Source organism: Rugamonas sp. DEMB1 (assembly GCF_029834475.1).
In the GTDB taxonomy this organism is placed as follows: Bacteria; Pseudomonadota; Gammaproteobacteria; order Burkholderiales; family Burkholderiaceae_D; genus Rugamonas; species Rugamonas rubra.
Genome location: NZ_CP122407.1, coordinates 3,727,656 through 3,754,125 on the forward strand (window position 1 = coordinate 3,727,656; position 26,470 = coordinate 3,754,125).

Below are 26,470 nucleotides of genomic sequence, written 5' to 3' on the forward strand. Positions count from 1 at the left end.
TTCAACGAGATCGGCGACATGTACACCATCTCGCCGCACACCGTGGCGCGCCACGTCAAGAACATCTACAAGAAGCTGGCGGTGCATTCGCGCGGCGAGGCGGTCTACGAAGCGACCGCGCTGGGCCTGCTGTAGATGGCGCCCCGGCGGCGCCAAGCAACGCTGGTGGTGCTGGGCGGCGGCGCCGCGCTGAACCTGCTGATCGGCGCCGTGCTGGCCCTGTTCCTGCTGCAAAGCCACCAGCAGACCATGCAGCACGCCAGGGTCACGGCGCAGAACCTGTCGACCGTGCTGAAGGAAAACATCTCCGGCACCCTGCGCGCCCTCGACGCCGCGCTCGGCAGCACCGCCGACGACCTGCTGCAACTGCCCCCCGCCGCCGCCGCCGGCCTGTTGGCGCAACTGCGCGAACGCCAGCCGGCGCTGGGCGCGCTGCGCGTGTTCGACGCCGCCGGCCGTTTGCAGCGCGGCGCGGCGCTGCCGTCCGACGCGGCCGGCGCCATCGCCGGCCGGAGCTGGTTCCAAGCCCTGCGCGGCCCGGCCGGTCCGGGCCTGAGCATCAGCCCGCCACGGCTGGACGCCGCCAGCGGCCGCTGGCACGTGCTGCTGGCGCGCGCCATGCGCGACGCCGGCGGCCGCTTCCACGGCGTGTTGACGGCCGAGGTGGACCTGGCGCGGCTGTCGAGCGCCTTCTCGCTGGTCAGCGTCGGCGCCAAGGGCGCGATGACGCTCAGCTCGTCCGACGAACAGGTGTTCGCCCGCTACGCCCGGCGGCACTACGACGACACCATGATCGGCAAGACCATCGCCTCGGCCAAGCTGCGCGCCTACGTCGCCTCCGGCCAGCGGCCCGAGACGTATCTGTTCACCTCGCCGCTGGACGGCGTCGAGCGGCTGATCTCGCTGCAACGCATCTTCGACCGGCCGCTGCTGGCCGCGCCGGCCAATCTCTACTTCAGCGTCGGCCTGGCCAGCGACGACTATTTGCAGAAATGGCGCGAGGAGGCGCGCGCCGGCGCGCTGATCATGCTGCTCAGCCTGCTCGTCAGCGGCGCCGCCGCCTGGAGCCTGCTGCGCTTCTGGCACGAACGCGACGCCCGTCAGATCCAGTCGCGCGCCTTCGAGCGCGAACACGCCGTCAACGAGGAACGCCTGCGCATCATGCAGGGCCTGCACGACGGCGTCGGCTCGCAACTGCTGAGCGCGTTGATGATGGTGCAAGGCGGCAACGCCAGCCGCGAACAGACCGTGCTGCTGCTGCAGGAGTGCATGGACGACATGCGCCTGGCGATCGACACCCTGGCGCCCGACGAGCCGGACCTGCTGCCGGTGCTGGGCAACTTCCGTTTCCGCATGGAGGCGCGCTGCCGCGCGCTGGGCCTGGACTTCCTCTGGACCAACCACGCCCTGCCCGACGCGCTGACGCTGGCGCCGCACGCCGGCCTGCAGCTGCTGCGCGTGCTGCAGGAGGCGCTGGCCAACGTGCTGCGCCACGCGCAGGCGCGGCGGGTCAAGGTCGAGGTGTATTTTTCGCCGCGCCAACTGCGCGTGCGGATCGAGGACGACGGCGTCGGCATGGCGCCGCCGCCGCCCCTGGCCGGCGGCGGCCACGGCATGGCCAACATGCGGCTGCGCGCGCACAAGCTGGGCGCCACGCTGGCCTGGCTGGACGCCGGCGGCGAGGCGCCGCGGCCGGGCACGGTGGTCGAACTGGTCGTGCCGCTAAACGAAGCCAGCGCAAAGGCGACAATCCAGGGTCGGCCCCCGGGGTCTGCCCCGAGTGCGGTTAAGCCAAGAAAACCCACAGGCGCCAATCTAGGGTCAGCCCCCTAGGGGGCCGCCCCTGGCTCTGCGGCTCTGGATGGTTTGGGAGCGGCCGACACCTTAAGTTGGCGGGGTCCGCCACTGGCTTGGGCCGACTCAGGCGGAGTTGGAGTTGCAGTTGCAAAAACGTTTGCGCTTGCCGTCGGGCTCGCCGGCAACGGCGTCGAGTTGCTTCCAGAAGAAAATGGTTTCCACGCCGTAGGGCGAACGCACCTTGCCGGCCTGCACATAGCCCTGGCTGGCGAAAAAGGCCTCGCCGCTGGCCGTGCTGTGCAGCTGCAGCGCCTTGACGCCCCAGCTGCAAGCCTGTTGTTCCATGCGCTGCAGCAGGGCTTTGCCGACGCCGTGGCGCAGCGCCTCCGGCAACAGATAGCACAGCGCCAGCTTGCCGGCGCCGGTCAGCAGGGCGACACCGACCACCTCGCCGCGCTCGAGCGCGACCAGGGAAAAATTGGTCGGCGAGGCAAACCAGCTCGCCACCGTCTCCGGGTTCTTGTTACCCAACCAGGCAGCCAGGATGGCCGGGTCGTTCTTATGATCGGAAACACAGCACTCCTCGATCGAACGACGTAACACATTGCATGCCGCAGACGCATCTGTCGACGCAGCAATACGAATTTCAAGACTCATGAACGCTCACAAAATATTCCCGATAGCAAAATGAAGCAGGTCTCAGCTGGCTTCTCAGTGCGTAACCCACTATACACCAAGCGGCAAAAACCGATGCGCACCGGTCCTTTTTCCGACTCCCGCCATACTGCATCGCCGCCCCGGCCTTGCCGACGAATGTTTGCAAGAATCCATATGCGGATTTCGCTGGAAACCCTTGTGGTCGATACCATCTAAGCATATTACGAAAAATTCGTATCTTTTCCGGGCCGGATTTTAGACTATGGCGGTCTGTTTTCACAATAGAGCCCACCATGCCAAACATCGTTTCCGCCAAAACCGCCCGCGCGCTGCCGCGCCGCAGCTTCCTCGCCGGCGGTTTCGCCGCCGCCGCCGTCCTGTTGGCCCTGCCGATGAGCGCCTCGGCCGCCGACACCGTGCTGCTCAACGCCTCCTACGACGTCACGCGCGAACTGTTCAAGGACATCAACCCGGCCTTCATCGCGGAATGGAAGAAAAGCACCGGCGAAACGCTGACCATCAACCAGTCGCACGGCGGCTCGTCCAAGCAGGCCCGCTCGGTGGCCGACGGCCTCGAGGCCTCGGTGGTGACGATGAACCAGGCCAACGACATCGACCTGCTGGCCGATCGCGGCCTGGTGGCGGCCGACTGGGCGAAAAAATTCCCCAACGGCGCCGCGCCGTTCTACTCGACCATGGTCTACCTGGTGCGCAAGGGCAACCCCAAGCAGATCAAGGGCTGGGACGACCTGGGCAAGCCCGGCGTCAAGGTGATCATCCCCAACCCCAAGACCTCGGGCAACGGCCGCTACAGCTATCTGGCCGCCTGGGGCGCCGTGGTCAAAAAAGGCGGCACCGAGGCGCAGGCGCGCGACCTGGTCGGCCGCATCTTCAAGAACGTGCCGATCCTCGACGCCGGCGGCCGCGCCGCCACCACCACCTTCACCCAGCGCCAGATCGGCGACGTGCTGATCACCTTCGAAAACGAGGTGCAACTGGTGCGCACCGAGTTCGGCGACAACTTCGAGGTGGTCTACCCGGCCAACTCCATCCTGGCCGAATCGCCCGTGGCCGTGGTCGACAAGGTGGTCGACCGCCGCAACATCCGCAAGCAGGCCACCGCCTACCTGAACTTCCTGTATTCCGACGCCGGCCAGGAGATCGCCGCCAAGCACTTCCTGCGTCCCCGCTCGGCGGCCGTGGCGAAGAAATACGCCGCCAGCTTCAAGCCGATCACCCTGTTCACCGTCGACGATGTGTTCGGCGGCTGGAAGGCGGCGCAGAAGAAGCACTTCGACGACGGCGGCGAGTTCGACAAGATCTACCAATCCAAATAAGGATATGCGCAAGCATTCGTTTCCAAACGGCCGCCATGGACGTACTCTGAAGACTCAGCATTGATCGGAAACGCTGATAATTCAACGTCATTTATAAGGAATCCTGATGGCCATTTCGGAAATCAATGTACGCAACCAATTCCCCGGCAAGATCAAGGAAATCATCTTCGGACCGGTGGTCTCCGAGGTCGACGTCGAAACGGCGCACGGCATCGTCACCTCCGTCATCACCTCGCGCTCCATCCACGACCTCGGCCTGAAGGTGGGCAGCGAGGTGATCGCCCTGGTCAAGTCGACGGAGGTGTCGATCGCCAAGATTCAGTAGTACGCTTCGGCAATACCCCGAGGGGGGCAGTGTGCAGCACCGCGGCAAGGTGGAAATCCAGGCCTGCCGCCCTTCCAAAGCCCCGGACAGCGGCCGTCCGGGGCTTTTTTTCATTGTTCAGTCCGCACGACTTACATTCAATAGACGAGAATTCACTTTAATGTTATTGTCTATCCTTAGGAAAATATTGCCGTATAGCTAGACCAGTACGCGCAGCGCCGCCTCCCGGCGCCCGATACACCCCATTCCGTCACGACTACCCGACATGCTCAAAAAAATCGTCGCTTTACTGCTGACATCATTCTCCGTCGCCGCCGTCGCGGTCCCGCTTGGTTCCCAATCGGTGCTGGTGGTGGAAGACGGCACCGGCAAGATCTTGCTGGAAAAGAACTCCAACGTCCAAGTACCGATCGCCTCGCTGACCAAGCTGATGACGGCGATGGTGGTGCTCGACGCCAAGCAAGACATGAACGCCCCGATCAGCATCGACAAGACCGACGTCGACATGCTCAAGCACAGCACCTCGCGCGTGCCGGTGGGCGCCGAGATCGCCCGCCGCGACGTGCTGCAACTGGCCCTGATGTCGTCCGACAACCGCGCCGCCGCCTCGCTGGGCCGCACCTACCCGGGCGGCAGCAGCGCCTTCGCCGCCGCCGTCAAGGCCAAGATCCGCGCGCTGGGCCTGACCCAGACGGTGATCGAAGAGCCGACCGGCCTGTCGCCGAACAACCGTTCGACCGCCGCCGACCTGGTCAAGATGGCCACCGCCGCCTCGGCCTACCCGGAGATCCGCCGCATCACCACCGACACCAAGGACATCATCAACATCAACGGCCGCAAGGTGGAGTACCACAACACCAACCGCCTGGTCGGCGCCAAGGGCTGGGACATCGGCATGTCCAAGACCGGTTACACCGAAGAGGCCGGCCGCTGCCTGATCATGCGCATCAAGGCGGCCGGCAAGAACGCCACCCTGGTGCTGCTCAACGCCCGCGCCAACTCGGCCCGCATCGGCGACGCGCTCAACATCCGCCGCTTCATCGCCGGCCCGGACGCCGAGCCGAAGGTGATGGTCGCCGGCGGCAAGCGCCACAAGAAGGCCGCCAAGGCCAGCACCCGCCGCCACCGCCGCGCGTCCTAACTCCAATGTAATACTCTGCAGCGACCGCTGCAGAGTTTCCCCCTGCCATCCCTAGCCCGTACTCGATGGCGCCACCTTCCATATTGTCGCGAGATGAAGGACTGTTTCCTTCGCGCCATGCAAAGCCAACGCATCCAATAGACACGCTCGTTCTACCGAACCACTTTTGTTCGCATAGTTCAATAGCGCGATAGCAGCGGCTGCGACGTGTCTGTCGCCCGGGTCGACCGCATCTGGTACTCGTGCCACCACGAACTCATCTTCAGCGCCGTAGACCTCGAAGTCCCGCACCGCATTCCGGTAGCACTGCAGCCTTGTCAAGGCCTTCGACGACGCTGCCGGCCGTTCCAAACCGGACAAGGCCAAGGGTGTTCGAGCACTTTTCCGGCTAGCTTTGTCGACCACTACCAACCAGTTTCTCAAGAACTCGGATTCAATCATTCCCGTCCATCTTGCCGAGAATAAGCCTGCCCCGGCAAGGTCAAACATCACATCGGACAACCTTGGCGGCAGTAACACGTTCGCATCCAGGAGGGCAAAGGTGGTTCCCACTGGCGATAGTGGATGACTATGGACCATCTCATCTCAAGCCTTGTCCGCCACGTCGACATATGTCTGCTCGGGGATCTCATACATACCGGCCTCTACGCCAGCCGCACGGTAGTCGACACCTGCTGCTTGTTCTTCCTTGCTTTTGATCCAAGCACGAACCGAGGATTCCGGGACGCGACGATGTCCGCCTTCGGTAATTGTCGCGCCTGCCAATTTTTTGTTATCGACAAGCATAGCCACGTAGGGACGGCTGCAATGCATTAAGGTCGCTGCTTGCTCGGTTGTTAACATTTTATCTATCACCTTGGACTCCGTATTTTGGAGCAAATCCTCGGCGACCTGGATCAAATGGTGTTGCATGCCAACTCTGGCAAGCCGCGACAATTCGTCGCATCCATCGAGCAGATCGTGGAGCGCTGCGGCGATCTCAGCCTGCATCTCGACTTTCAATGCAGGGATTTTTGCCACCAAGCCTTCGGCGATCAATGCCAGCACATCAACGCTCGTTTCCTTGGTTCTGGAAAGTCTGCGAGCAAGCGTAGCCATATCATCACTCCAATTCGATTATCCACTTCCAGTTTCATACAAAATCGAAAATATCGCAATCACCACAATACTTAAGTGTTTGTGCGAACGCAAATGGGACTACCTTATGACGAACCCAACTGAGTAGGCGTCGAACACCTGGCACACCGGAAAACCGCATGTTCACAAGCGGCACACGCAAGAGATCACTCTCTCACGCCAAATATTGGTGCACTTATGCCAATAAGTGGCGCAAAAGCCGAGATGGCGGCGATAAAAAAGGGCCGGCCCTTATCAAGACCGGCCCTTCTCCGCTGTGGTTAGCAGCAATTGATACTAATAAAATCGAAACGCTAAACGGTCGGCGAATCGAGCAGTTCGCGCAGACCGGAGGCGCGCTGGGTACGCGCGGCGATGGCGTCGAGCAGCACTTGTGGTGCCGGCGTGAGCAGTGTGAACAGCTCGCGCGCGCGGGTGATGCCGGTGTACACCAGCTCCCGCGCGATCACCGCCCCGCCTTCGCGCGGCAACACCATGACGGTGTGGCTGAACTCGGAACCTTGCGATTTATGCACCGTCATGGCGAAGGCGGTCTCGACATTGCGCAGGCGCGTGGCCAGCACGCTGCGCACCTTGTCGCCCTCGGAGAAGTAGACGCGCAGATAACCGGGCCGCGCCGGATCGGGCAGGGTCAGGCCGATGTCGCCGTTGAACACGCCGGTGGCGTAGTCGTTGCGGGTGACCATCACCGGCCGGCCGACATACCATTCGCCCCGCTTGCGGATCAGCCCGGCCCCCTCCAGCTTGTGCTCGATCGCCTCGTTCAAACCGGCCACGCCCCACTCGCCCTCGCGCACCGCGCACAGGATGCGGAAGGCTTCGAAGCTGTGCAGCACGCCGCGCACCCAGCCGTCGTGGCCGCCGTCTTGGCCGCCGTCATGGCCGGACTCGTCGGCTTGGCCGGGGCCGGATTGGATCATCCTCAGGTAGGGCCGATAGCCTCCGCCTATCTCGTCGGCGCGGCCGGCCAGGGCCAGTTGCAGCACGTCGGCCTGTTGCGCCGGCGCGATCCAGGCCAGTTTGCCGTCGCTGTTGCCGCGCAGAACCTCCTGCGCGGCGGCCGCGTCGCCGGCGTTGACGGCCAGCGCCAGCGCGCCGATCGGACCGCTGAAGCGCCGGCTCTGGCGCAACATCACGGTCTGCTGGGCCAGCGGGCCGCCGGCGCCGACGAAGGCGTCGGGAATGGTCTGGCCGCTGCTCTCTTGCACATAGCGCAAGGTTTCCATCGAATAGGCGCCGGCCTGGGCCTCGTGGCACAGGTCGCCCAACACGGCGCCGGCCTCGACCGAGGCCAGCTGGTCCTTGTCGCCGAGCAGCACCAACATCGCCTGCGGCGGCAGCGCGTCGAGCAGCGCCGCCATCATCTCCAAGTGCACCATCGAGGCCTCGTCGACGATCAGCACGTCGACGTCGAGCGGGTTGCCGGCGTGGTGTTGGAAGGCGCGCGTGCCCGGCCGCGCCCCCAGCAGGCTGTGCAGGGTGCGCGCCGCGCCCATGCGCGCCGCCAGCTCGCGCAGCGGCAGCGCCGGGCCGACCCGGTCGGCCAGGCCGTCGAGGGCGTGGTCGATCGACTGCTTGAGCCGCGCCGCCGCCTTGCCGGTGGGCGCCGCCAAGGCGATGCGCAGCCGTCCGCTGCCCTCGCCGGCGCTGGCGAACAGCAGCGCCAGCAGACGCGCCACCGTGTAGGTCTTGCCGGTGCCCGGCCCGCCGGTGATGATCGCCATGTTGCCGTGCAGGGCGACGGCGCAGGCGATCTTTTGCCAGTCCGGCCCGCCCTCGCGCGGCGCGTGCTCGAACAGCAGGTCCAGCCAGCGCCGCACCTCGGCCAGGTCGGGCTGGCGCGGCGTCAGCGCGCGGCCGCGCACGGCCTGCGCCACCAGCGTCTCGTCGCGCCAGTAGCGGCGCAGGTAGAGCCGTTCGCCGTCGAGCACCAGCGGCTGCTCGAAATCGAGGTCGCCGACCGCCCACACCTGCTCGCAGGCCGCCAGCAAGGCGTGCCAGGCGGCGCCGCGCTTGGGCCAGACGCCGGCCGCCTCGCGCAGGCCGCGCCAGCTGTCCTCGCCCCAACCGAGCAGGCCGGCCGGGTCGCGCGCCAGCGCGTCGAGTTCCAGGCAGCTGTGGCCGCGCCCCTCAAGTTCGGACAACAGCACGCAAGCGAGCGCCAATTGCGGCGAACCGCCGCCTATCGAGCCGATGAAGCGGGCGAAGGCGGCGCTCAGGCGGCGCAACTGGCCGTCTTCGGTGAGGGCGTCGACCTGGGCCAGCAGCGCCAGTGTGGCGGCGTCGGCCGGCGTCGGCCGGAAGGTGTGCGGATCAATCGTCATGTTCAAATTCCGGCTGGGTAGCCTCGTCCAGTAGTCGGTCCAGGCCGTCGAGCAGCGCGGCGTCCGGCGCCAGCAGATAGCAGCCGTGGGTGTGCGGGTTGGCGATGCCGCGCAAGAAGAAGAACACCGCGCCGCCCAGCTGGGTGGCCGGGTCGTAGCGCTCGCCGAGCCGGCTGGCCAGCAGGCGGTGCAGCGCCAGCATGTAAATGGCGCCCTGGATGTCGTAGCGGTGCTCGGCCATGCCGGCCGCCAGCGCGCCGCGATGGTAGGCGGCGTCGCCGGAGCCGAGCGCGTTCGACTTGTAGTCGACCACCCAGTAGCGGCCGTCGTGCTCGAACACCAGGTCGGTGAAGCCTTTCAACATGCCGTGCAGCTGGCGCTCGGGCAGCGCCGGCCGGGCGATGCCGTCCAGCAGATGCGCGCTGCACAGGCGGTCCAGCGCGCCGGTGCTCAGGCGCTCGCTGGGGAACCAGAACTCCATCTCCGGCAGCACGGCGTCGAGCTGGCACAGCGCCACGCCCAGCTCGGGCAGCGGCGTGGTGGCGATGGCGCGCAGCCAGGCGATGCTGTCCTCCTGGCGGTGGCCCCAGCCGGCGCGCTCGATGCGCTTGGCCAGCCGTGCGTCGAACTGCTCGTCGTCGACGCTGCCGAAGCCCTCCTGCCCCATCCACTCCAGCTGCTCGTGCAGGAAGTTGCCGGGCACGGAGCCGCGCGGGAAGCGGTGCCAGGGCGCGTCCTCGGTGCGGCTGGCCGCCGCCAGACCGGCCGGGGCGTCCTCCTGCTCCAGCAGTTTTTCCTCCAGCGCGCGGCGCGGCACGTGGCTGGCGCCGGGCGTGCCGACGCGCCGCGCCAGCGAGGTGAAGCTGCCCACCGTCCAATCGCGTTCGAAGCGGCCCTTGTACTGCGCCGGCTCGATCAGCGCGGCGCGCTGCTCGACACGGCTGAGGAAGTTCATCTGTTGCGGCGCCGCCAGCGTGCCGATGGCGATGTGCTCGCAGTCGCCGCGCAGATACTCCCAGCGCTCGACCAGCAGGCTGACCGGCAGCGCCTCGCCGCCGGTCAGCAGATAGCCCAGCGCCGACTCGTGCAGCGTGTTGTCGCCGGCCTTGCGCGCCGCCAGCGCCGCCACGCCCAGCCACAGGAAGTGGCGGGCGCGGGTCAGCGCCACGTACAGCAGGCGCAGCTCTTCCTCGATGCGGGCGCGTTCGACGGCGGCCAGCGCCGCGTCGCTCAGCGCCATGTCGATCTGCCGCCGGCCGTCGTCGTCGCTGTACTCGAAGAAGGCGCGGTTGCGCCGCTCCACCTTGCGCGCGGTGACGGCGAACGGCAGGTAGACCAGCGGGTACTCCAGCCCCTTCGACTTGTGCACCGTGATGACCTTGACCAGCTCGGCGTCGCTTTCCAAGCGCAGCACGCGCTCGTCGCCGCCCTCGCCGCCGCCGTCGATTTGTTCGGCCAGCCAGCGGATCAAGGCCTGTTCGCCGTCCAACTGGCGGCTGGCCGACTGCAGCAGCTCGGCCAAATGCAGCAGGTTGGTCAGGCGCCGCTCGCCGCCGGCCTGGCGCAGCAGCACCGCCGGCAGCCCCAGTTCGTGGATGAAGCGGCGCAGCATGGCCAGCACGCCCTGGCGCTGCCAGACGATGTGCAGCGCCTTCAACTGCTCGACGCGCTGTTCCCAGGCCAGCTCGTCGGACGACAGCTGCGCCAGCTCGGCCAGCGCCAGGCCTGCCGTGCGGGTGGCGAAGGCGGCCCGCGCCAGCGCGCCGTCGAGCGGATTGGCCAGCGCCGACAGCCAGCGCAGCACGTCGGCCGCCTCCTCGCTGTCGACCACCGAGTCCTTGTCCGACAGGTAGACGCTGGCCACCTTGCGCCGCTGCAGCGCCTTGCGGATCGCCGCCGCCTCCTTGCGGTCGCGCACCAGCACGGCGATGTCGGCCGGTTGCAGCCGCACCAGGCCGTCCGGCCCCTCGAAGCCGGCTTGCGGGTCGTTCAGCCGTGCCACGATGTCCTCGGCGCAGTGCCAGGCGAAGAAGTCGCGGTAGCCGTCGGCCTTGATGTCCTCGGCCACGTTGCAGCACACCGCCATCGCCGGCACCGGGCCGTCGGCCGCCATCAGCACCTCCTTGCGGCCTTGCGCGCCGACCGCCTCGAACGGCAGCGGGTTGACGCCGTCCTTGCGGAAGCGGAAGGCGCCGCGCGGGAAGCCGGGCCGGCCGCCGGCCACGCCGGGGTCATCGCCCTCGGCGTAGAGGAACAGGCGGTTGACGGCGTCGACCAGCGGCGCCGTCGAGCGGTAGTTGGTGCCGAGCTGATAGTGGCGGCCCTCGGTGGCCGCGCGCGCCGACAGGTAGCTGTGGATGTCGGCGCCACGGAAGCCGTAGATCGACTGCTTCGGGTCGCCGATCAGGAACAGGCCAAGACTCGGCTCGTTGTCGGCGACGCGGTACAGCAGGTTGAAAATCTCGTACTGGTTCGGCGCCGTGTCCTGGAACTCGTCGACCATCGCCACCGGATACTGCTCGGTGATGCGCTTGCGCAGCGCCTCGGCGTTCTCGCCCTGCAGCGCGGCGTTCAGGCGGTCGAGCATGTCGGCGAAGCCGAACTGGCGGCCGCGCCGCTTCAACTCGTCCATGCGCTGCGCCACCGAGCTGGCGGCGTGCTGGTACAGCGCGTGGCTCAGCGGGACGATGGCTTGCAATGCCTCATACAGCGGCGCGGTGGCGTCGAAGTCGTCCGGCACGGCGGTGCTGAAGCCCTTGCTGAAGGCGTCCTCGATGCCGTCCGGCGTCAGGCGCCGCCAGGCCGTGTCCGAGATGTCGGGCATGTGGGCCTGCTCGTCGCGCGCCCAGGCGCGCAGGCCGGCGAACCACTTGACCAGCGTCTCCGGCTTCATCTTGACGCCGTTGAAGCACTTCGGCGCGGCGGCGCGGTGGCCGCCTATCCATTGTTCCATGCGGTCGGCCCGCTCAGTCCAGCCGTCCTTCAAGGCCGCCAACTGTGTGCGCTGCTCGCGCTGCACCCGGCCGATCAGGCCGGCCAGGCTCTCGCCGCCCAGCGCTGGCAAACTGTTGGCGCGCTTGGCCAGCTCGCGCACCGAGCGCTTGAGCACCGTCACGTCGGGCCAGCAGTCGAGCAGCGGCGCCAGCGCGCCGGCGCCCAGCGGATACACCTGCTGGCGCCAGTAGTCGTGCGCCGCGTCCTCGAACAGGGCGTGCTCGTCGCTCACCAGCTCCTCGTCGAACAGGCTGCCGCTGTCGAAGGCGTGCTCGCGCAGCATGCGCTGGCACCAGGCGTCGATGGTGAAAATGGCCGCCTCGTCCATCGTCTCGGCGGCCAGCATCAAGCGGTGTGCCGCCTGCTGGCGCTCGTTGTGGCCGGGGTAGGAGTCGAGCAGCTCGTCGAGGAAGGGGTCGGGCTTGTCGCCCTGGCCGCGGAAATAGGCCGCCGCCTCGACCAGGCGCTCGCGCACCCGGTTCGACAGCTCGCGCGTGGCGGCGCGGGTGAAGGTCATCACCAGGATGTCGGCCGGCAGCAACGGACGGACGAAACCGTCGGCGCCGCCGTGGCCCAGCACCAGCCGCACGTACAGCGCGGCGATGGTCCAGGTTTTGCCCGTGCCGGCGCTGGCCTCGATCAGGCGCGAGCCGTGCAGGGGGAAGCGCAGGGGCGCCAGTAGTTTACTCATGGTCGCACTCATGTTTCAGTCCCGTCATGCCGCTTGCTCGCCGTGGATCATGGCCAGCGTGATCGATTGTTTCAGCCAGTCCGCCAGCGGGCCGTACAGCGCCAGCGCAACGTCGGCCCACTCCTCCTCGCCGGACAGGGCGGCGAAGTCCGGCCACAGGCGGGCCAGACGCAGGCCCTCGCTCTCGCCGCTCAGTTCGAAGCCGCCGTCGTACACGGCGCGCGGATCGCCGTCCTGGGCCAGCGCCAGCGCCGTCTTGCAGGCGGTGGGCAGCGGCCGGTTCATGCCGTCGCGCCAGATCGCCACCAGGTCGGCCAGCACCGCCAGCGCGGCGTCGCGCGCCAGCGGCTGCATGGTGACGATGGCGTCGCGCGCCACCAGCATGCCGGTGACGGGCATGCCGGCGGCGGCGGCGGCCAGCTGGCGCAACCACATGGCGATCAACTTGTCGCCGCGCGGCTGGCCGTTCTTGTCGGCCACCTTGGACGACATCTGCATCAGCCACACCGTCTCGTGGCCGTCGCTGCGCAACTGGTCGACCCAGTCCTCCAGCAGCACGCCGCCGAACTCCAGGCTGACCGCCAGCTTGGGCGCCGCGTGGGGATAGCTGGCGCGCAGCGTCAGCCAGGCGCTGCGCACCGGCACCAGCGCCTCGACCAGGTCGTGCTGCCACTGCTGGCCGATCAGGCCGATCGGCAGCAGGCCTTCGCGCGCCAGCCGCCCGGCGCGCTCGCTCAGCTTGTCGTAGACCTGCTCCAGCGCCTCCGGCGTGGCGGAGTCGTCGAGCATGGTGTCCTCCAGCAGATAGCGCTCCAGCGCGTTGAGCGCGAACGGCTCCTCGTCCTCGCCGACCAGGGCGACGTCGCCGAACATCACGCCGAGGCGCTGGCGGAAGAAGTAGCGCACCGGCTGGCGCAGGAAGTTGGCCAGGTTGAGCAGCTTGAGACGGAAGACGGCGTCGATCTCGTAGGGGGGCAGGCCGGCCGTCAGCGCCGGCGCAGCCTCGTCGAACTGCGCGTCGAACGGCGCGTCGGACAACGCGCCGTCGCCGCCCTGCCCCGCCTCGGCGTGGGCGGCGCGCCACTCGCGGGCATAGGTCAGCAGGCCGCCGGCCTCGAAGTAGCGCCGGCTGAAGGGCTGCAGCGCGTGCTCGGTGGTGCGCGCGTGCAGGTCGAGCTGCCAGCCGGCCGTCAAATAGTCGCGCAGCTGCGACACCAGCACCGACGGTGGTTGCTCGCTGTTGTCGCGCACGTTGCGGCCGACCCAGCTGATGTACAGCTTGTCGCGCGCCGCCAGCAGGGCCTCGAGCATCAGGTAGCGGTCGTCGTCGCGGCGCGAGCGGTCGCCCGGGCGCGCCATGCCCGGCTGCGCCAGCAGGTCGAAGTCGGCCTTGGGCGCGCGGCGCGGGAAGTCGCCGTCGTTCATGCCGAGCAGGCAGACCACGCGGAACGGCACGGCGCGCATCGGCATCAGGGTGCAGAAGGTCACACCGCCGGAGACGAACTGGTGGTTCAGGGTCGGCTCGTCGAGCGCACCCAGCCAGGCCTCGCGCAGCACCGCCAGCGGCACCGCCTCGTCGAACTGGGCGAACTCGCAGGTGTCGAGCCAGCTGTTGAGCGAATCGTCGAGCTGGCCCAGGGTCAGCCGGTCGCCCTCCTCGCCCGCCTTGAAGAAGGCCGCCAGCAGGGCGCGCGCCTGCACGCCCCACTCGGCCGGCGAACGCGATTGGGCCAGCAGCGCGCGCCAGTGCAGCAGCGCCTCGACCAACTGGGCCAGCGAGCCGGCCAGCGCGGCGTCCAGCCCGCCCACCTCGGCATACGGCTCGATGCCGGCGAAGCTGGCGCCGCCGCCGCTGGCGTAGCCGAGCAGCATGCGCCGCACGCCGAAGATCCAGGCGTTCTGCTCGCCCGCCGGCCCCAAGCCCAGGCCGCTGCGGTGCGCCTGGTCCAGCCCCCAGCGCACGCCGGCGCCCTCGATCCATTGGCCCAGCGTGGCCAGCTCGTCCTGCGCCAGGCCGAAGCGGGCCGCCAGCGCCGGCACGTCGAGCAGGTCGCGCACCTCGCTTTGGCGGCAGCGCTGCTGCGGCAGGCGCAGCAGCCATTCCAGCGCCACCAGCAGCGGATTGACACTGCGGTCCTTGACGTCGGCGATCTCGAAGGGGATGTAGCGCGGGTCGCTGCGCTTGTGCTGGGCGAACACGGCGTGGATCGCCGCCGAAAAGGTGTCGATGTCGGGCACCATCACCACCACGTCGCGCGGCCGCAGCGGCCCGGCCTCGCCGTCCACAGGCGCGGCGAACATCGCCAGCAACTGGTCGTGCAGCACCTCCACCTCGCGCTGCACGCTGTGGGTGACGTGGAACTCGATCGAGCGGTCGGCGTCGTCCGGCGCCACGGCCGGATGCTCGCTCAGCGGCAGCAGGTCGCGCACGGCGGCCTGCACCTGGCCCAGCAGGTGCCCGCCCTCGTCGGCGCTGAACAGGTCCAGGCGCAGGTTGTCGGCGCGGCCGGCGGCCGCCGCCGCCTCGTCGAACTCGTCGAGCATGCGGATGAAGTCGCGCCCCTGCCGGCCCCAGCTGGCCAGCAGCGGATGGCTGTGGGCGTGCAGCTCCTCCAGCGGGATCTGGCCCAGGCCTGGCCCTGGCGCAGCTGCTGGCGGCGGTGCGCCGAGCGCAGCAGCTCGCGGCCCTCGATGATGTCGCCCCAATAGAACTGGCAGGGGTTGGGCACCGCCAGCACCACCTGGCAGTGCGCCGCCAGCGCCGACAGGGCCTGCAAACTCTGGAACGGCAGCGCCGACACGCCGAACAGCACGATGCGGCGCGGCAGCCGGCCGGCCGGCGCCACGCCCGCCTCGATGGCCTGGACGAATTCGGTGTGCACGCTGGCGCGGCCCAGCTCGCGGTACTGCGGCGGCACGTCGGCGATCACGGCGCGCCACAACCGGCCCTGCCAGCGCTGCTCCGGCGCCAGCGGCGCGACCTCGCCGCGCGCGCTGCGCAGCTGGTCGCGGCCCTCGGCCCAGTCGCTCAGCCAGTCGGCGCGGTAGACCTGGTATTGGTCGAACAAGTCGGCCAGGCGCTCGGCCAGTTGCAGGCGGCGCTCGGCGTCGCCGTCGGCGAGGAAGTGGCGCAGCGGCGCGAACACCTCGTCGGCCAGCAGCGCCGGCAGCAGCCGCATCAAGCGCCAGGTCAGCGGAGATTTGTCGAAGGCCGAGCGCACCGGCACCCGCTCGCGGCCCAGCATGCCGCGATAGGTGTCCCACAAAAAGCGCGCCGGCAGCGCCACCCGGGTGGCGGCGCAGACCCGCATGTCCTCGGCCAGCGCGATCTTCAGCCACTCGGCCACGCCGTTCGACTGCACCAGGAAGATGTCGGACTCCAGCGGGGCTAGCGGATGGTTGCGCAGCCACTGGAACACGGCGGCGCGCAGCTGCTCCATCTGATTGCCGTGCAAAATAAGCAGACCGGGGGTGACGCTGGTGGGCATGGGCTTCCGTGGGCTAGACACGCGGCAACAGCGCCGCATTGAGAGCTGGCATTATCGCCGCTGCCGGGTGGAATCGCCTATCGGCAGGGGGAATTTTTTTCAAGCTCTGGCGTGCCGCCGCCCTGTCGGAACTGCCGGCAAACATGAAGAAATCCAGCCGATGCCGTCGACTTGTGCGCTCAGATGGGAAAATGGCATTTAAATTTCACTTTAAGCAACAATGTGATTGCGCTTATGAAAAATACGCCGTAATATATTTGCAATATTTCATCGCCGGAAACCGTTCCAGTCTGTCCACCACACTGCAGAAAGCGAGTGCATCAGTCATGACTTCCTCCACCGTCCACGGCGCCTACGCCGTACTGCTGGCCCTGGCCGCGTTCGGCGTCCAGGCCAGTCCGAACCTGCGCTATGTTGTTTCTCTGCAGGAGGGCAACGGACCGGCGAAGAACTACGGTTTGGAGGTGCCGGCGGGCACGGCGGCGAGCATCAACGCCGACGGCCTGACGCTCGACGTCGCCGCGCCGTCCGCCGAGCATCCCGGCAAGTCGCTGATCCGCCTGCAGCAGACCAAGGAGGGGCTGACCAAGACCCTGCACCTGGCCAGCATCAGCCGGCCGGCCGACTCGCAGGTGCGCATCGCCTACCTGGTGTGCGCCGACGGCGTGGTCTTCATGTCGCCGGCACCGGCCCAGCCGCCGGCCTGCAAGTAGGCCGGCGCCACGGCGGCGGCGCCAGCTTGGCTGCCGCCCAATCGACCACCTTGGCGGCCAGGCCGGCTTGGCGGCAGCATCCCGCGCCACCCGCTCCGCCGCGTTTCCCTGAAAATTTCCCCGCCCGCCGCCTGATATGTCTAGCCGGGCGTGTTGGCCAGCAGCTCCTGGGCGATCTGCTCGCGCAGGCGCGGCAGCAGCGCGTGCATCTGCGCCACCAGCTGGGCGGCGCGGCCGCTTTCCTCGTCGTGGCGCACGTGCTCGAGCGCCAGGCACAGGTCGCCGAAGCTCATCGCGCCGACGGCGCGCGCCGACGACTTGATGCGGTGGCCCAGCTCGGACAGCTGGATCAGGTCGCCCTCGGCCAGCGCCGCGTCGACCTCGACCATGCCGTCGCGCGCCGAGTCGAGGAACAGCAGCGCGTACTTGCGCATCTTGTCGGGCTTGTTGCCGAAGGTCTGGCCCAGCGCCGCCACGTCGAACAGCTCGGCGTCGGCCGACAGCATCTGGCCGTCGCCGCCACGCGCCGGCTGGTACAGCGCGCCGTTGGCGGCCGGCGCCGGCGCGGCGGCCGGGCCGCCGTTGAGACCGCCGCCTAGCCCGCCGGCCGGCCCGTCGGCGCCGGCCGCCGCGCCCTCGGCGGCGCGGGCGCGCCGGTCTATCCACTTGGCCAGCACGGCGAACAGCAGCTTGGGCGCGATCGGTTTGGTGACGAACTCGTCCATGCCGGCCTCGATGCAGCGCTGCTGGTCCTCGCGGCCGGCGTTGGCGGTCATGGCGATCACCAGGGTGCCGGCCAGCTTGGGGTGGGCGCGGATCATGCGGGTGGTCTCGAAGCCGTCCATCACCGGCATCTGCACGTCCATCAGCACGCAGTCGAAGCGCTCCTGGAACAGCAGGTCGATCGCCTCCTTGCCGTTGTTGGCGACGCAGACGGTGGCGCCGGCGTCCTCCAGCAGCTCCTGGCCGACCTGCTGGCTGAACACGTTGTCCTCGACCAGCAGGATGGCGGCGCCGCGTATGCTCTCGAGCACCTCGGGCTGCAGCGCGTCGCCGCTGCGCTCGAGGAAGTTGGTGCCCTTGTCGAGCCGGGCGGTGAACCAGAAGGTGCTGCCCTCGCCGGGCCGGCTGTCGACGCCCACCTCGCCGCCCATCAGCTCGGCGAGCTGCTTGCTGATCACCAGGCCCAGGCCGGTGCCGCCGTATTTGCGCGTGGTCGAGTTGTCGGCCTGCTGGAAGGACTGGAACAGGCGCGCCATCTCCGCCTCGCTCATGCCGATGCCGCGGTCCTCCACCTCGAAGCGCACCACCGTGTGGCTGTCGCGGTCCTCCAGCGGGCGGGCGCGGATGTGGATCTTGCCGTTCTCGGAGAACTTGATGGCGTTGCCGGTGAAGTTGAGCAGCACCTGCTCGAGGCGCAGCGGGTCGCCGCGCAACTGGTGCGCCAGGCCCGGCCAGATCTCGTAGACCAGCTCCAGGTCCTTGCGCGCGGCGCTCTCGCCGAGCTGGTTGGAGATGTTGGCCAGCAGCGACTCCAGGCCGAAGTCGAGCACCTCGAGCTCGAGCTTGCCGGCCTCGATCTTGGAGAAGTCGAGGATGTCGTTGATGATGCCCAGCAGGTGCTGGCCGGAGTGGTAGATCTTCTGCAGGTAGTCGCGCTGCTTGGGATGGGTCACCGACTTCAGCGCCAGGTGGGCCATGCCGATGATGCTGTTCATCGGCGTGCGGATCTCGTGGCTCATGTTGGACAGGAAGTCGCTCTTCGCCTGGTTGGCGGCGTCGGCCTGCACCTTCAGGTTGTGCAGTTCGGTGACGTCGGTCGACAGGGCGATCACCGCCGCCACCGCCTCGTCGATCACCACCGGCACCTTGACCGTCCACAGGTGGTGCACCACGCCGTCGCGGTCGGTGTACTGGCCCTCGCCGGAGCGCTTCAGGCCGTCGTCGAAGATCGGCCGGTCCTCGGCCCAGACGGCGTCGGCGCTGCGCGCCGGCATCAGCTCGCGGTCGAGCCTGCCGATGATGTCCTGCACCGGCAGGCCCATCACCTCGGCCATCTTGGCGTTGGCGTAGATGTAGCGGCGGCCGGCGTCCTTCATGTAGACGTGGGCGTCGACGTTGTTGAGCACGGTGTCGAGCAGCACCCGCTGCTTGACCGCGCTGCGCCGCGAGCCGCTCAGCACCAGGAAGTAGCCGTAGATCAGCATGGTGCCGGCGAAGCCGGTGAGCAGCGCGATCCACGGGAAGACCACGTCGAAGCCGGTCAGCAGGTCGGCCTTGCGGACGCGGAAGTAGGCCTTCCACAGGCTGCCGTTGAAGTCGATCGGCAGCACCGACTCGAAATAGGCGCCCTGCTGGCCCGGCGGGATCGGGCTGGCGACCATCGAACCGTTGTCGTTGAACAGCAGGCGGTCGCTCTTCTCGATGGCCAGGCGGCGCTGCTCGACGTCGTTGCTGCCGTCGGCGTACAGGGTCAGGTGGACCTGGCGCACCGCCATCTCGTCGATCGCCCCCTGCACCAGCTTGGGCACGCTGAAGCCGATGCCGACCGAGCCGACATAGGCGGCGCGCCGGCCGGCCACGTCGGCCAGCGGCATGCCGCGGCGGTACACCGGCAGGCGCATGCCCAGGCCGATGTGCGGCACCGGCAGCTTGACGACGATAGGCTGGCCCGAGGCGCTGACCTGGCCGCTGTCGCGCGAGGCGGCCATGGCGCGCTCGATGGCCGGGTTGCTGGCGATGTCGACGCCGAACTTCTCGCGCATCAGCGCGGCCGGCTCCAGATAGGTCAGCACGGCGTAGGACGGGCGCCGGCCGGGCGGGCGGATGTCGAACTGCGGATAGCCGTCCGGCGTCAGGCTGCGGTCGGCGCGCACGGCGGCGACGAAGGCGTCGCGCTGGGCGTCGCCGACCACCGGGGCGAAGGTCAGCGCCTCGATGGCGGGGAAGTGCTGCGCCAGGTCGAGGCTGGCGACGTAGTCGTGGAACTGGCGCCGGCTCAGCGCGTCCGAGGTCTGGAACAGCGCCACCAGGCCGCGCACCAGGTCCGAGTAGGACTTGACGCGCGCCGAAATGCTGTACTGCGTGCTGCGCGTCAGGTTCTCGAAGCGCTGTTCGGCGTCGTCGTCGACCGTCTTGGCGGCGGCCAGGTACAGGCTGGCGCCCACCGCCAGGGCGAGCGACAGGCCGACGCCCCAGATCAGCGCGCGCGAATTGGCCAGCGTTTTCCCCAGATCACCTAATTTGCGCATCGCCCGCCACTTTTCATCGAGAAGGAACCGGCCCGGCCGGACGGCGGCCGCCGGCCCGGGGGAGGTTCGAAATTTGCATCACAGCAGCATACTATCAATGCCGCCGCCGAACCACGTTTACCTGACAAAACCGCAGCCGGGTCCGCCTCCCCCGTGGCGGAACCATTGCGCCGCCGCGCCACTCTAAAAATGAGTGAACGGGGAGGATGGCATGCATACCGACTATATCGTCGCCGGCCTGTTGGCGCTGGCGCTGGCGGCGGCGCCGGCATTGGCCGACACGGCCGACCACCGCGAGTTCGACGCGCAAGTGCACACGCCCTTCCGCGCCCCCGGCGACGCGGCGGCGCGCGACTTCACGCTGCACCTGAGCTACCCGGACGGGGGCCGCGTCCACCCGGTGTGGTGGCGGCTCGAGCTGAGCGGACCGGGCGGCGTGCGCCACTGGCAGGGCCGCGAGCGGCTCGGCGCCGCGCCGCGCACGCTGCTGCGGCACTGGGACGGCCGGCTCGGCGGGCGGCCGGCGCCGGCCGGGCTGTACCGCCTGCGCCTGCGCGCCGGCCCGGGCGCGGCGCCGCCGGCCGCGCCGCGCCGCACGGCCGGCCGGGCGCGCCCGGCGGCGGCGCTTGCGGCCCCTTCGGCGGGCTCGGCAACAGCGGCGGCGGCGGCGGCCGACGCCATCGTCGAGCAAAGCTGGGAGCTGCTGGTCGGCGCGCCGCCGGCCGTCGCGCTGGCGCCCTTCGCCGCCCTGCCGACGGCGCGCGGCGCCGCGCCGGCGCCCGCCACGCCGGCGCCACCGGGCGCGCCGGCGGCGCTGCCGGCGCCGTCCGGCCTGGACTACACCGTCTACCTCGGCAACCTGCACAGCCAAAGCAAGCACAGCGACGGCGGCGCCGCGCTGGACCACTGCGGCGGCGCGCAGGAGCCGCAAAGCGCCGCCTTCGGCCCGCGCGACGCCTACGACTTCGCGCGCCGGCACGGCCTCGACTTCCTCATGACCTCCGAGCACAACCACATGTACGACGGCTCGGACGGCACCAACGCCAGCGCCGACCCGCTCGCCGCGCGCGGCCTGTACCAGGGCGGCCTGGCCGAGGCGGCGCGCTACAACGCCGAGCACCCCGAGTTCCTCGCCATCTACGGCATGGAATGGGGCGTCATCGCCAAGGGCGGCCACCTGAACATCCTGAATAGCGAGCAACTGCTCGGTTGGGAGCGCAACGGCGCCGGCCAATTGCTGGCCGACACCTTCAGCGCCAAGGGCGACTACGCCGCGCTGTACGGCCTGATGCGCGAGCACGGCTGGATCGGCCAGTTCAACCATCCGGGGGCCGGCCAGTTCCGCGTCGCCGGCCGGCCGCTCGGCTACAGCGCGGACGGCGACGCCGCCATGGTGCTGTGCGAGGTGTTGAACAGCAACGCCTTTTCGCGCGTGGTCGACGAGTCCGAGCCACGCCGCAGCACCTACGAAAAGTCCTGCAACGCCGCGCTCGAGGCCGGCTTCCACCTGGCCTTCAGCAGCAACCAGGACAACCATTGCGCCAACTGGGGCGCCGCCTACACCAACCGCACCGGGGTGTTGATCCCCAAGGGCACGGCGCTGTCGTCGGCCAGCCTGCTCGACGCGCTGCGCGCCCGCCGCGTCTTCGCCACCATGGACAAGCAGTCGCAGCTGGTGCTGCTGGCCAACGGCCACGTGATGGGCGAGCGCTTCGCCAACAGCGGGCCGCTGACCCTGTCGGTGCGCTACGCCAACAGCGAGGGGCGCGGCGTGGCCGCCCTGAGCGTGTTCGAGGGCGTGCCCGGCCGCAACGGCGTCGTCGCCCTGCTCGGCAGCGCGGCCGACAGCACCGTCACGCCGGCGCCCGGCCCGCATTTCTACTACGCCAAGGTGACCCAGGACGACGGCCGCAGCCTGTGGTCGGCGCCGGTCTGGGTCGAGCAGCGCGCCGACGACGGCGCGCGGCGCTGAGCACCGCAGCCGTGGCGCATGGTTCCACCCCGCCCCCGATCCGCCACGGTCGGGGTCTGACCCCGTACGGGGTCAGACCCCTGGCTTGCGGGGTAAATGCCCGCAAGCACGCCCGGCGCGCGCCGCTGCGGAATTAACCGGCCGCCGCGCTCGGCCGCGCCGCGATGCGGTCGCGCCAGGCCTGCAGATGCTCCATGCCCTCGGCGCCGGGACGGAACTTCATCAGGCCACGGGCGAACTCGAGCGCGCAGAAGGCGGTGATGTCGGCGATGGTGAAGCGGGCGCCGGCGATGTACTCCTGCCCGGCCAGCGTCTGGTCCAGCCAGCGCGCCGTCTCGCGCATCTTGTCGGCCTGGCTGTTGCCGAACTCGGCGAACTGCGGCTGCTCCAGCGGCGCCAGCGCCGGATGGGCGTGGCGTATCCAGTTGGCCGCGCCCAGCAGCAGGTGCAGCTCGACGCGGCGGTCGGCCATCTCGATGAAGGCGCGCTCCTCGTAGCCCTCGCCCATCAGGTTCGGCTCCGGCGCGTAGCCCTCCAGCCAGGTGCAGATGGCGCGCGTCTCGCACAGCACGCGGCCGTCGTCGAGCTCCAGCGCCGGCACCCGCGCCAGCGGATTCTTGGCGAGGAACTCCGGCCGTTTGTGCTCGCCCTGCATGATGTCGACCTGGACCAGTTCGACGCCCTCGATGCCCTTCTCGGCGATGAACATGGCGACCCGGCGCGGATTGGGCGCGCGGGCGGTGGTGTAGAGTTTCATCTCAGACTCCCGCTTGGGTGGATTGGCCGGTCTCCAGCATCTTGCGCGCCTCGGCGGCGTACTGCTGGGTCTTCTCCTCGCTGGCGTTGCGGTCCAGCTGCGACGGCGGCAGCAAAATGCCGCGCTGCACCGCCGGCCGCGCCGCGATGGCGTCGACCCAGCGCTGCAGGTGCGGCAGGCCGTCCAGGTTCACGCCCGACCAGTTGTGCGTGCGCACCCAGGCCCAATTGGCGATGTCGGCGATCGAATAGTCGCCGGCCAGGAACTCGTGGTCCCGCAGGCGGCCGTCGAGCACGCGGAACAGGCGCTTGCTCTCGCCCTGGTAGCGGTCGATGGCGCCCTGCAGTTTTTCCGGGAAGTAGCGGAAAAACACATTGGCCTGGCCCATCATCGGACCGACGCCGCCCATCTGGAACATCAACCACTGCAACACCTGCGAGCGGCCCTTGGCATCGCTCGGCATCAATTGCCCGCTCTTCTCGGCCAGGTAGATCAGGATGGCGCCCGACTCGAAGACGGCGAAGTTGTCGGCGGCGCGGTCGACGATGGCCGGAATGCGGCCGTTCGGATTGATCGCCAGGAACCACGGCTCCTTCTGCTCGTTCTTCGACAGCTCCAGCGCGTGCAGCGTGTAGGGCAGCGCCAGCTCTTCCAGCGCGATGGAAATCTTGTGGCCGTTCGGCGTGGCCGCCGTGTACAAATCGATCATGGTCTGCCTTTCGTTGTTTTTTGGCTCGTTCGGGCGCGGCGCGCAGGCCGGCGGACTTCGATCATAGCCGCATTTTCCACCGTTTGCTTGGGCCAGGGGGATGCAAGGAAGATTGCTCGGTTGACAAGGGGCGCGACTGCCCTTAGATTGCTACACGCAAGACCCCGGACACCCTCCGGCGTCGGCCTGGTAGCACGCATCAACGTCACACCACCGCCACTCTACCTCTACAAGAAGGACACCGCATGCAACGCAAATTGATTTCGGCCGCCGTATTGGCGCTCATCGGCCTGAGCGCCGTCCCCGCCCATGTCGGCGCGGCCGCCGCCAAACCGGCCGCGCCGGCCAAGGCCGCGCCCGGCAAAGGCCAGACCACCACCCAATTGCCGCGCAACGCAGTGCCCAGCCACTACGCCGTCTCGCTGACGCCGAACGCCGCCGCCGCCACCTTCGACGCCAGCGTCACCATCGCGCTCGAAGTCAAGCAGCGCGGCGACACGCTGACCCTGAACGCGGCCGAGCTGGCCTTCAGCAGCGCCGCCATCAGCGCCGGCCCCGGCCAGCCCCTGCAGCAGGCCGCCATCAGCGTCGACGAAAAGAACGAAACGGCCAGCTTCCGCTTCGCCCAGCCGCTGGCGCCGGGCAAGTACCAGCTCAAACTGGTCTACAGCGGCAAGATCGGCACGCAGACCAGCGGCCTGTTCTCGCTCGACTACGACAGCGCCCAGGGCAAGCAGCGCGCCCTCTACACCCAGTTCGAAAACTCCGACGCGCGCCGCGTCATCCCCTCGTGGGACGAGCCCGACTACAAGGCCACCTTCGCGCTCGAGGCCGTCGTGCCGCAGCAGTTGATGGCTCTGTCGAACATGCCGATCGCCGCCAGCAGCGAGCTGGGCGACGGCCGCAAGCGCGTGCAGTTCGCCACCACGCCGAAGATGTCGACCTATCTGCTGTTCTTCGGCCTGGGCGACTTCGAGCGCGCCAGCGCCGTCGAACAAGGCGTCGAGCTGGGCGTGGTGACCAAGCGCGGCGCGCTGGGCCAGGCCCAGTTCGCCCTCGACTCCTCGCGCGCCGTGCTGCGCGAATACAACGACTACTTCGGCGTCAAGTATCCGCTGCCCAAGCTGGACAACATCGCCGCCCCCGGCCGCAGCCCCTTCTTCGGCGCGATGGAAAACTGGGGCGCCATCTTCACCTTCGAGCACGTGATGCTGCTCGACCCGAGCATCTCCACGCAAAGCGACAAGCAAGCCTCCTTCCTGGTGGCCGCCCACGAGATGGCCCACCAGTGGTTCGGCGACCTGGTCACCATGCGCTGGTGGGACGACCTCTGGCTCAACGAGGGCTTCGCCTCGTGGATGGAGAACCGCACCATGAGCCGCCTGCATCCCGAATGGAACACCGCGCTCGGCGCCATCGGCAGCCGCGAGGGCGCCATGGAACGCGACGCGCTGGTCACCACCCACCCGGTGGTGCAGCACATCGACACCGTCGAGCAGGCCAGCCAGGCCTTCGACGCCATCACCTACTCGAAGGGCGAGGCGGTGATCCGCATGCTGGAAAACTACGTCGGCGAAAACGCCTGGCGCGAAGGCGTGCGCGCCTACATGCAGGCGCACAAGTACGGCAACACCGTCTCCGACGACCTGTGGCAGCAGGTCGAGAAGGCCGCCCGCCTGCCGGTGCGCGCCATCGCCCACGACTTCACGCTGCAACCGGGCGTGCCGCTGATCCGCGTCGCCGACCCCGTCTGCCGCAACGGCAACACCCAGTTGAGCCTGAGCCAGGGCGAGTTCAGCAAGGATCTGCCGAACAAGCAGGCGCTCTCCTGGCGCGTGCCGGTGGTGGCGCAAACCATCGGCGGCAAGCCGGCGCGCACCGTCGTCAGCGGCGGCAAGGCCAGCCTGAGCGTGCCCGGCTGCGGCCCCGTGCTGGTCAACGCCGGCCAGGCCGGCTACTACCGCACCGTCTACACGCCCAAGGCCTTCGCCGCGCTGGCCGGCGGCTTCGCCCAACTGGCGCCGATCGACCAACTGGGCCTGATGGCCGACAGCTGGTCGCTCAGCATGGCCGGCCTGCAACCGGCCTCCAACTTCCTCGACCTGGCCAAGGCCACCTCGCTGGCGGCCGATCCCCAGGTGTGGGGCAAGATCGTCGAGGTGTTCCACTCCCTGGACCGCTCGTACGAGGCAGCGCCGGAGCGCCGCCAGCGCTTCGCCAAGTTCGCCATCGCCCACCTGACGCCGCTGCTGGCCCACATCGGCTGGGAAGCCAAGGCCGGCGAGGCCACCTCGGTCATCAACCTGCGTGAAGAGCTGATCGAAACGCTGGGCGACCTGGGCGACCCGCTCGTCATCGCCGAGGCGCGCCGCCGCTACGCCGACCAGAGCGCCCTGCCGACGGCCTTGCGCCGCACCGTGCTGACCGTGGTGGCGCGCCACGCCGACGCCGCCACTTGGGACGCTCTGCACGCCGCCGCCCAAGCCGAGAAGACGCCGCTGGTCAAGGCCGAGCTGTACGGCCTGCTGGCCGCCGCCGCCGACCCGGCGCTGGCCAAGCGCGCGCTGCAACTGGCCATCGGCGCCGAACCGGACGCCACCACCGGCCCGGGCATGATCAGTCGCGTCGCCAACCGGCAACCGGACCTGGCCTTCGACTTCGCGCTGGCCAACCAGGCCGAGCTGAACAAGCGGGTCGACGCCAACTCGCGCAGCCGCTACTTCCCCGGCCTGGGCAAGAACTCCGCCGACCCGGCGATGATCGTCAAGCTCAAGGCCTACGCCGACGCCAACCTGAGCGCCAGCGCACGCGGCGACACCAAGAGCGCCATCGCCGGCATCGAGTACCGCATCAAGGTGCGCAGCGAGCGCCTGCCGGAAATCGACGCCTGGCTGGCCGCCCAGCCGCGCTAAGCCTGCGGTTCGCCCGCCGCTGCGGGACGAAGACGCCATGCCGGCGTCTTCGCCTTGCGCCGCGTCTGATCATAAATCATGATCAATGTCGATTGGAACGTTTGCATGTCGAGCAAGCGTGTGCATTCACAGAGGTAATGCGCATGTGGATTATGTTTTTCCATGTTTAGCAATTCCACTAGACGTCTGCGCTCCCTCTCTCGAATGATTGGCTACACTATTCTGAGTTTTATCGCCGCGATGGCAGGCGGCTTGGCCGGCGGCC

At 68.6% G+C, this 26,470-nt stretch carries 17 protein-coding genes and 1 pseudogene; 8 read left to right on the forward strand and 10 right to left on the reverse strand.

The features are described from left to right. The first annotated feature begins 18 nt into the window (after nucleotides 1-18). Nucleotides 19-135: a helix-turn-helix transcriptional regulator gene (locus tag QC826_RS16925; RefSeq protein WP_279761666.1), complete on the forward strand. Its 117-nt coding sequence runs from the start codon at nucleotides 19-21 to the stop codon at nucleotides 133-135. Then, on the forward strand, nucleotides 136-1,833 hold the full coding sequence (locus QC826_RS16930) for an ATP-binding protein (RefSeq protein ID WP_279761667.1): 1,698 nt from the start codon (nucleotides 136-138) through the stop codon (nucleotides 1,831-1,833). It begins immediately after the preceding gene. An 87-nt stretch (nucleotides 1,834-1,920) separates the two neighbouring features. On the opposite strand, the gene QC826_RS16935 is transcribed toward QC826_RS16930, so the two are convergent. Beyond that, a complete protein-coding gene (locus QC826_RS16935; RefSeq protein WP_279761668.1) occupies nucleotides 1,921-2,454 on the reverse strand; it encodes a GNAT family N-acetyltransferase in 534 nt (177 codons plus the stop codon). A gap of 293 nt (nucleotides 2,455-2,747) precedes the next feature. On the opposite strand from QC826_RS16935, the gene QC826_RS16940 reads away from it, so the two are divergent. The 3 genes from QC826_RS16940 to QC826_RS16950 all read left to right on the forward strand — a co-directional run bounded on the left by QC826_RS16940 (nucleotide 2,748) and on the right by QC826_RS16950 (nucleotide 5,257). After that, the gene (locus QC826_RS16940; protein ID WP_279761669.1) at nucleotides 2,748-3,791 is read left to right on the forward strand and encodes a sulfate ABC transporter substrate-binding protein; all 1,044 of its coding nucleotides are present in this window, start codon (nucleotides 2,748-2,750) and stop codon (nucleotides 3,789-3,791) included. A 106-nt stretch (nucleotides 3,792-3,897) separates the two neighbouring features. Then, complete coding sequence (locus QC826_RS16945; RefSeq protein ID WP_199759186.1) at nucleotides 3,898-4,116, forward strand: molybdopterin-binding protein; 219 nt, start codon at nucleotides 3,898-3,900, stop codon at nucleotides 4,114-4,116. Between the two features lie 265 nt (nucleotides 4,117-4,381). Further along, a complete protein-coding gene (locus QC826_RS16950) occupies nucleotides 4,382-5,257 on the forward strand; it encodes a serine hydrolase (RefSeq protein ID WP_279761670.1) in 876 nt (291 codons plus the stop codon). 51 nt (nucleotides 5,258-5,308) lie between these two features. Here the strand turns inward: QC826_RS16950 and QC826_RS16955 are convergent, their stop codons facing one another. From QC826_RS16955 to recC, 5 genes and pseudogenes are all read right to left on the reverse strand, one after another. Further along, on the reverse strand, nucleotides 5,309-5,698 hold the full coding sequence (locus QC826_RS16955) for a hypothetical protein (RefSeq protein WP_279761671.1): 390 nt from the start codon (nucleotides 5,696-5,698) through the stop codon (nucleotides 5,309-5,311). Between the two features lie 144 nt (nucleotides 5,699-5,842). Next, the gene (locus tag QC826_RS16960; RefSeq protein WP_279761672.1) at nucleotides 5,843-6,304 is read right to left on the reverse strand and encodes a helix-turn-helix domain-containing protein; all 462 of its coding nucleotides are present in this window, start codon (nucleotides 6,302-6,304) and stop codon (nucleotides 5,843-5,845) included. Nucleotides 6,305-6,687: 383 nt separating this feature from the next. Then, entirely contained in the window at nucleotides 6,688-8,718 is a 2,031-nt protein-coding gene (recD, locus tag QC826_RS16965; protein ID WP_279761673.1) for an exodeoxyribonuclease V subunit alpha, read from the reverse strand. Continuing rightward, complete coding sequence (gene recB, locus QC826_RS16970) at nucleotides 8,708-12,403, reverse strand: exodeoxyribonuclease V subunit beta (RefSeq protein ID WP_279761674.1); 3,696 nt, start codon at nucleotides 12,401-12,403, stop codon at nucleotides 8,708-8,710. Before recB ends, recD begins: the two co-directional genes overlap by 11 nt. 24 nt (nucleotides 12,404-12,427) lie before the next feature. Next, a pseudogene (gene recC / locus QC826_RS16975) lies at nucleotides 12,428-15,891 on the reverse strand (exodeoxyribonuclease V subunit gamma). A gap of 326 nt (nucleotides 15,892-16,217) precedes the next feature. Between recC and QC826_RS16980 the strand changes: the two are divergent. Beyond that, nucleotides 16,218-16,604, forward strand: coding sequence for a hypothetical protein (locus tag QC826_RS16980; RefSeq protein ID WP_279761675.1), 387 nt, complete (start codon nucleotides 16,218-16,220; stop codon nucleotides 16,602-16,604). A 140-nt stretch (nucleotides 16,605-16,744) separates the two neighbouring features. Here QC826_RS16980 and QC826_RS16985 read toward each other — a convergent pair whose 3' ends face one another. Next, nucleotides 16,745-19,855, reverse strand: coding sequence for a CHASE domain-containing protein (locus QC826_RS16985; protein WP_279761676.1), 3,111 nt, complete (start codon nucleotides 19,853-19,855; stop codon nucleotides 16,745-16,747). A gap of 211 nt (nucleotides 19,856-20,066) precedes the next feature. On the opposite strand from QC826_RS16985, the gene QC826_RS16990 reads away from it, so the two are divergent. Further along, nucleotides 20,067-21,827, forward strand: coding sequence for a CehA/McbA family metallohydrolase (locus QC826_RS16990; RefSeq protein ID WP_279761677.1), 1,761 nt, complete (start codon nucleotides 20,067-20,069; stop codon nucleotides 21,825-21,827). A gap of 133 nt (nucleotides 21,828-21,960) precedes the next feature. On the opposite strand, the gene QC826_RS16995 is transcribed toward QC826_RS16990, so the two are convergent. Beyond that, nucleotides 21,961-22,584, reverse strand: a complete 624-nt coding sequence (locus QC826_RS16995) for a glutathione S-transferase family protein (protein WP_279761678.1) — start codon at nucleotides 22,582-22,584, stop codon at nucleotides 21,961-21,963. A 1-nt stretch (nucleotide 22,585) separates the two neighbouring features. Beyond that, nucleotides 22,586-23,293 carry a glutathione S-transferase family protein gene (locus tag QC826_RS17000; protein ID WP_279761679.1) on the reverse strand — a complete coding sequence of 236 codons (708 nt, stop codon included), beginning with the start codon at nucleotides 23,291-23,293 and terminating at the stop codon, nucleotides 22,586-22,588. A gap of 245 nt (nucleotides 23,294-23,538) precedes the next feature. On the opposite strand from QC826_RS17000, the gene QC826_RS17005 reads away from it, so the two are divergent. Next, entirely contained in the window at nucleotides 23,539-26,205 is a 2,667-nt protein-coding gene (locus QC826_RS17005) for a M1 family metallopeptidase (RefSeq protein WP_279761680.1), read from the forward strand. Here the strand turns inward: QC826_RS17005 and QC826_RS17010 are convergent. Beyond that, on the reverse strand, nucleotides 26,202-26,369 hold the full coding sequence (locus QC826_RS17010) for a hypothetical protein (protein ID WP_279761681.1): 168 nt from the start codon (nucleotides 26,367-26,369) through the stop codon (nucleotides 26,202-26,204). The two genes, QC826_RS17005 and QC826_RS17010, sit on opposite strands and share 4 nt — an antisense overlap. Between the last annotated feature and the right edge of the window lie 101 nt (nucleotides 26,370-26,470).

Excerpts from the sequence above, each read along its gene's own strand:
- QC826_RS16925 (WP_279761666.1), top strand. The coding sequence starts at position 19 with ATGTACACCATCTCGCCGCACACCGTGGCGCGCCACGTCAAGAACATC.
- QC826_RS16930 (WP_279761667.1), top strand. The coding sequence starts at position 136 with ATGGCGCCCCGGCGGCGCCAAGCAACGCTGGTGGTGCTGGGCGGCGGC.
- QC826_RS16935 (WP_279761668.1), bottom strand. The coding sequence starts at position 2,454 with ATGAGTCTTGAAATTCGTATTGCTGCGTCGACAGATGCGTCTGCGGCA.
- QC826_RS16940 (WP_279761669.1), top strand. The coding sequence starts at position 2,748 with ATGCCAAACATCGTTTCCGCCAAAACCGCCCGCGCGCTGCCGCGCCGC.
- QC826_RS16945 (WP_199759186.1), top strand. The coding sequence starts at position 3,898 with ATGGCCATTTCGGAAATCAATGTACGCAACCAATTCCCCGGCAAGATC.
- QC826_RS16950 (WP_279761670.1), top strand. The coding sequence starts at position 4,382 with ATGCTCAAAAAAATCGTCGCTTTACTGCTGACATCATTCTCCGTCGCC.
- QC826_RS16955 (WP_279761671.1), bottom strand. The coding sequence starts at position 5,698 with ATGATTGAATCCGAGTTCTTGAGAAACTGGTTGGTAGTGGTCGACAAA.
- recD (WP_279761673.1), bottom strand. The coding sequence starts at position 8,718 with ATGACGATTGATCCGCACACCTTCCGGCCGACGCCGGCCGACGCCGCC.
- recB (WP_279761674.1), bottom strand. The coding sequence starts at position 12,403 with ATGAGTAAACTACTGGCGCCCCTGCGCTTCCCCCTGCACGGCTCGCGC.
- QC826_RS16980 (WP_279761675.1), top strand. The coding sequence starts at position 16,218 with ATGACTTCCTCCACCGTCCACGGCGCCTACGCCGTACTGCTGGCCCTG.
- QC826_RS16985 (WP_279761676.1), bottom strand. The coding sequence starts at position 19,855 with ATGCGCAAATTAGGTGATCTGGGGAAAACGCTGGCCAATTCGCGCGCG.
- QC826_RS16990 (WP_279761677.1), top strand. The coding sequence starts at position 20,067 with ATGCATACCGACTATATCGTCGCCGGCCTGTTGGCGCTGGCGCTGGCG.
- QC826_RS16995 (WP_279761678.1), bottom strand. The coding sequence starts at position 22,584 with ATGAAACTCTACACCACCGCCCGCGCGCCCAATCCGCGCCGGGTCGCC.
- QC826_RS17000 (WP_279761679.1), bottom strand. The coding sequence starts at position 23,293 with ATGATCGATTTGTACACGGCGGCCACGCCGAACGGCCACAAGATTTCC.
- QC826_RS17005 (WP_279761680.1), top strand. The coding sequence starts at position 23,539 with ATGCAACGCAAATTGATTTCGGCCGCCGTATTGGCGCTCATCGGCCTG.
- QC826_RS17010 (WP_279761681.1), bottom strand. The coding sequence starts at position 26,369 with ATGGAAAAACATAATCCACATGCGCATTACCTCTGTGAATGCACACGC.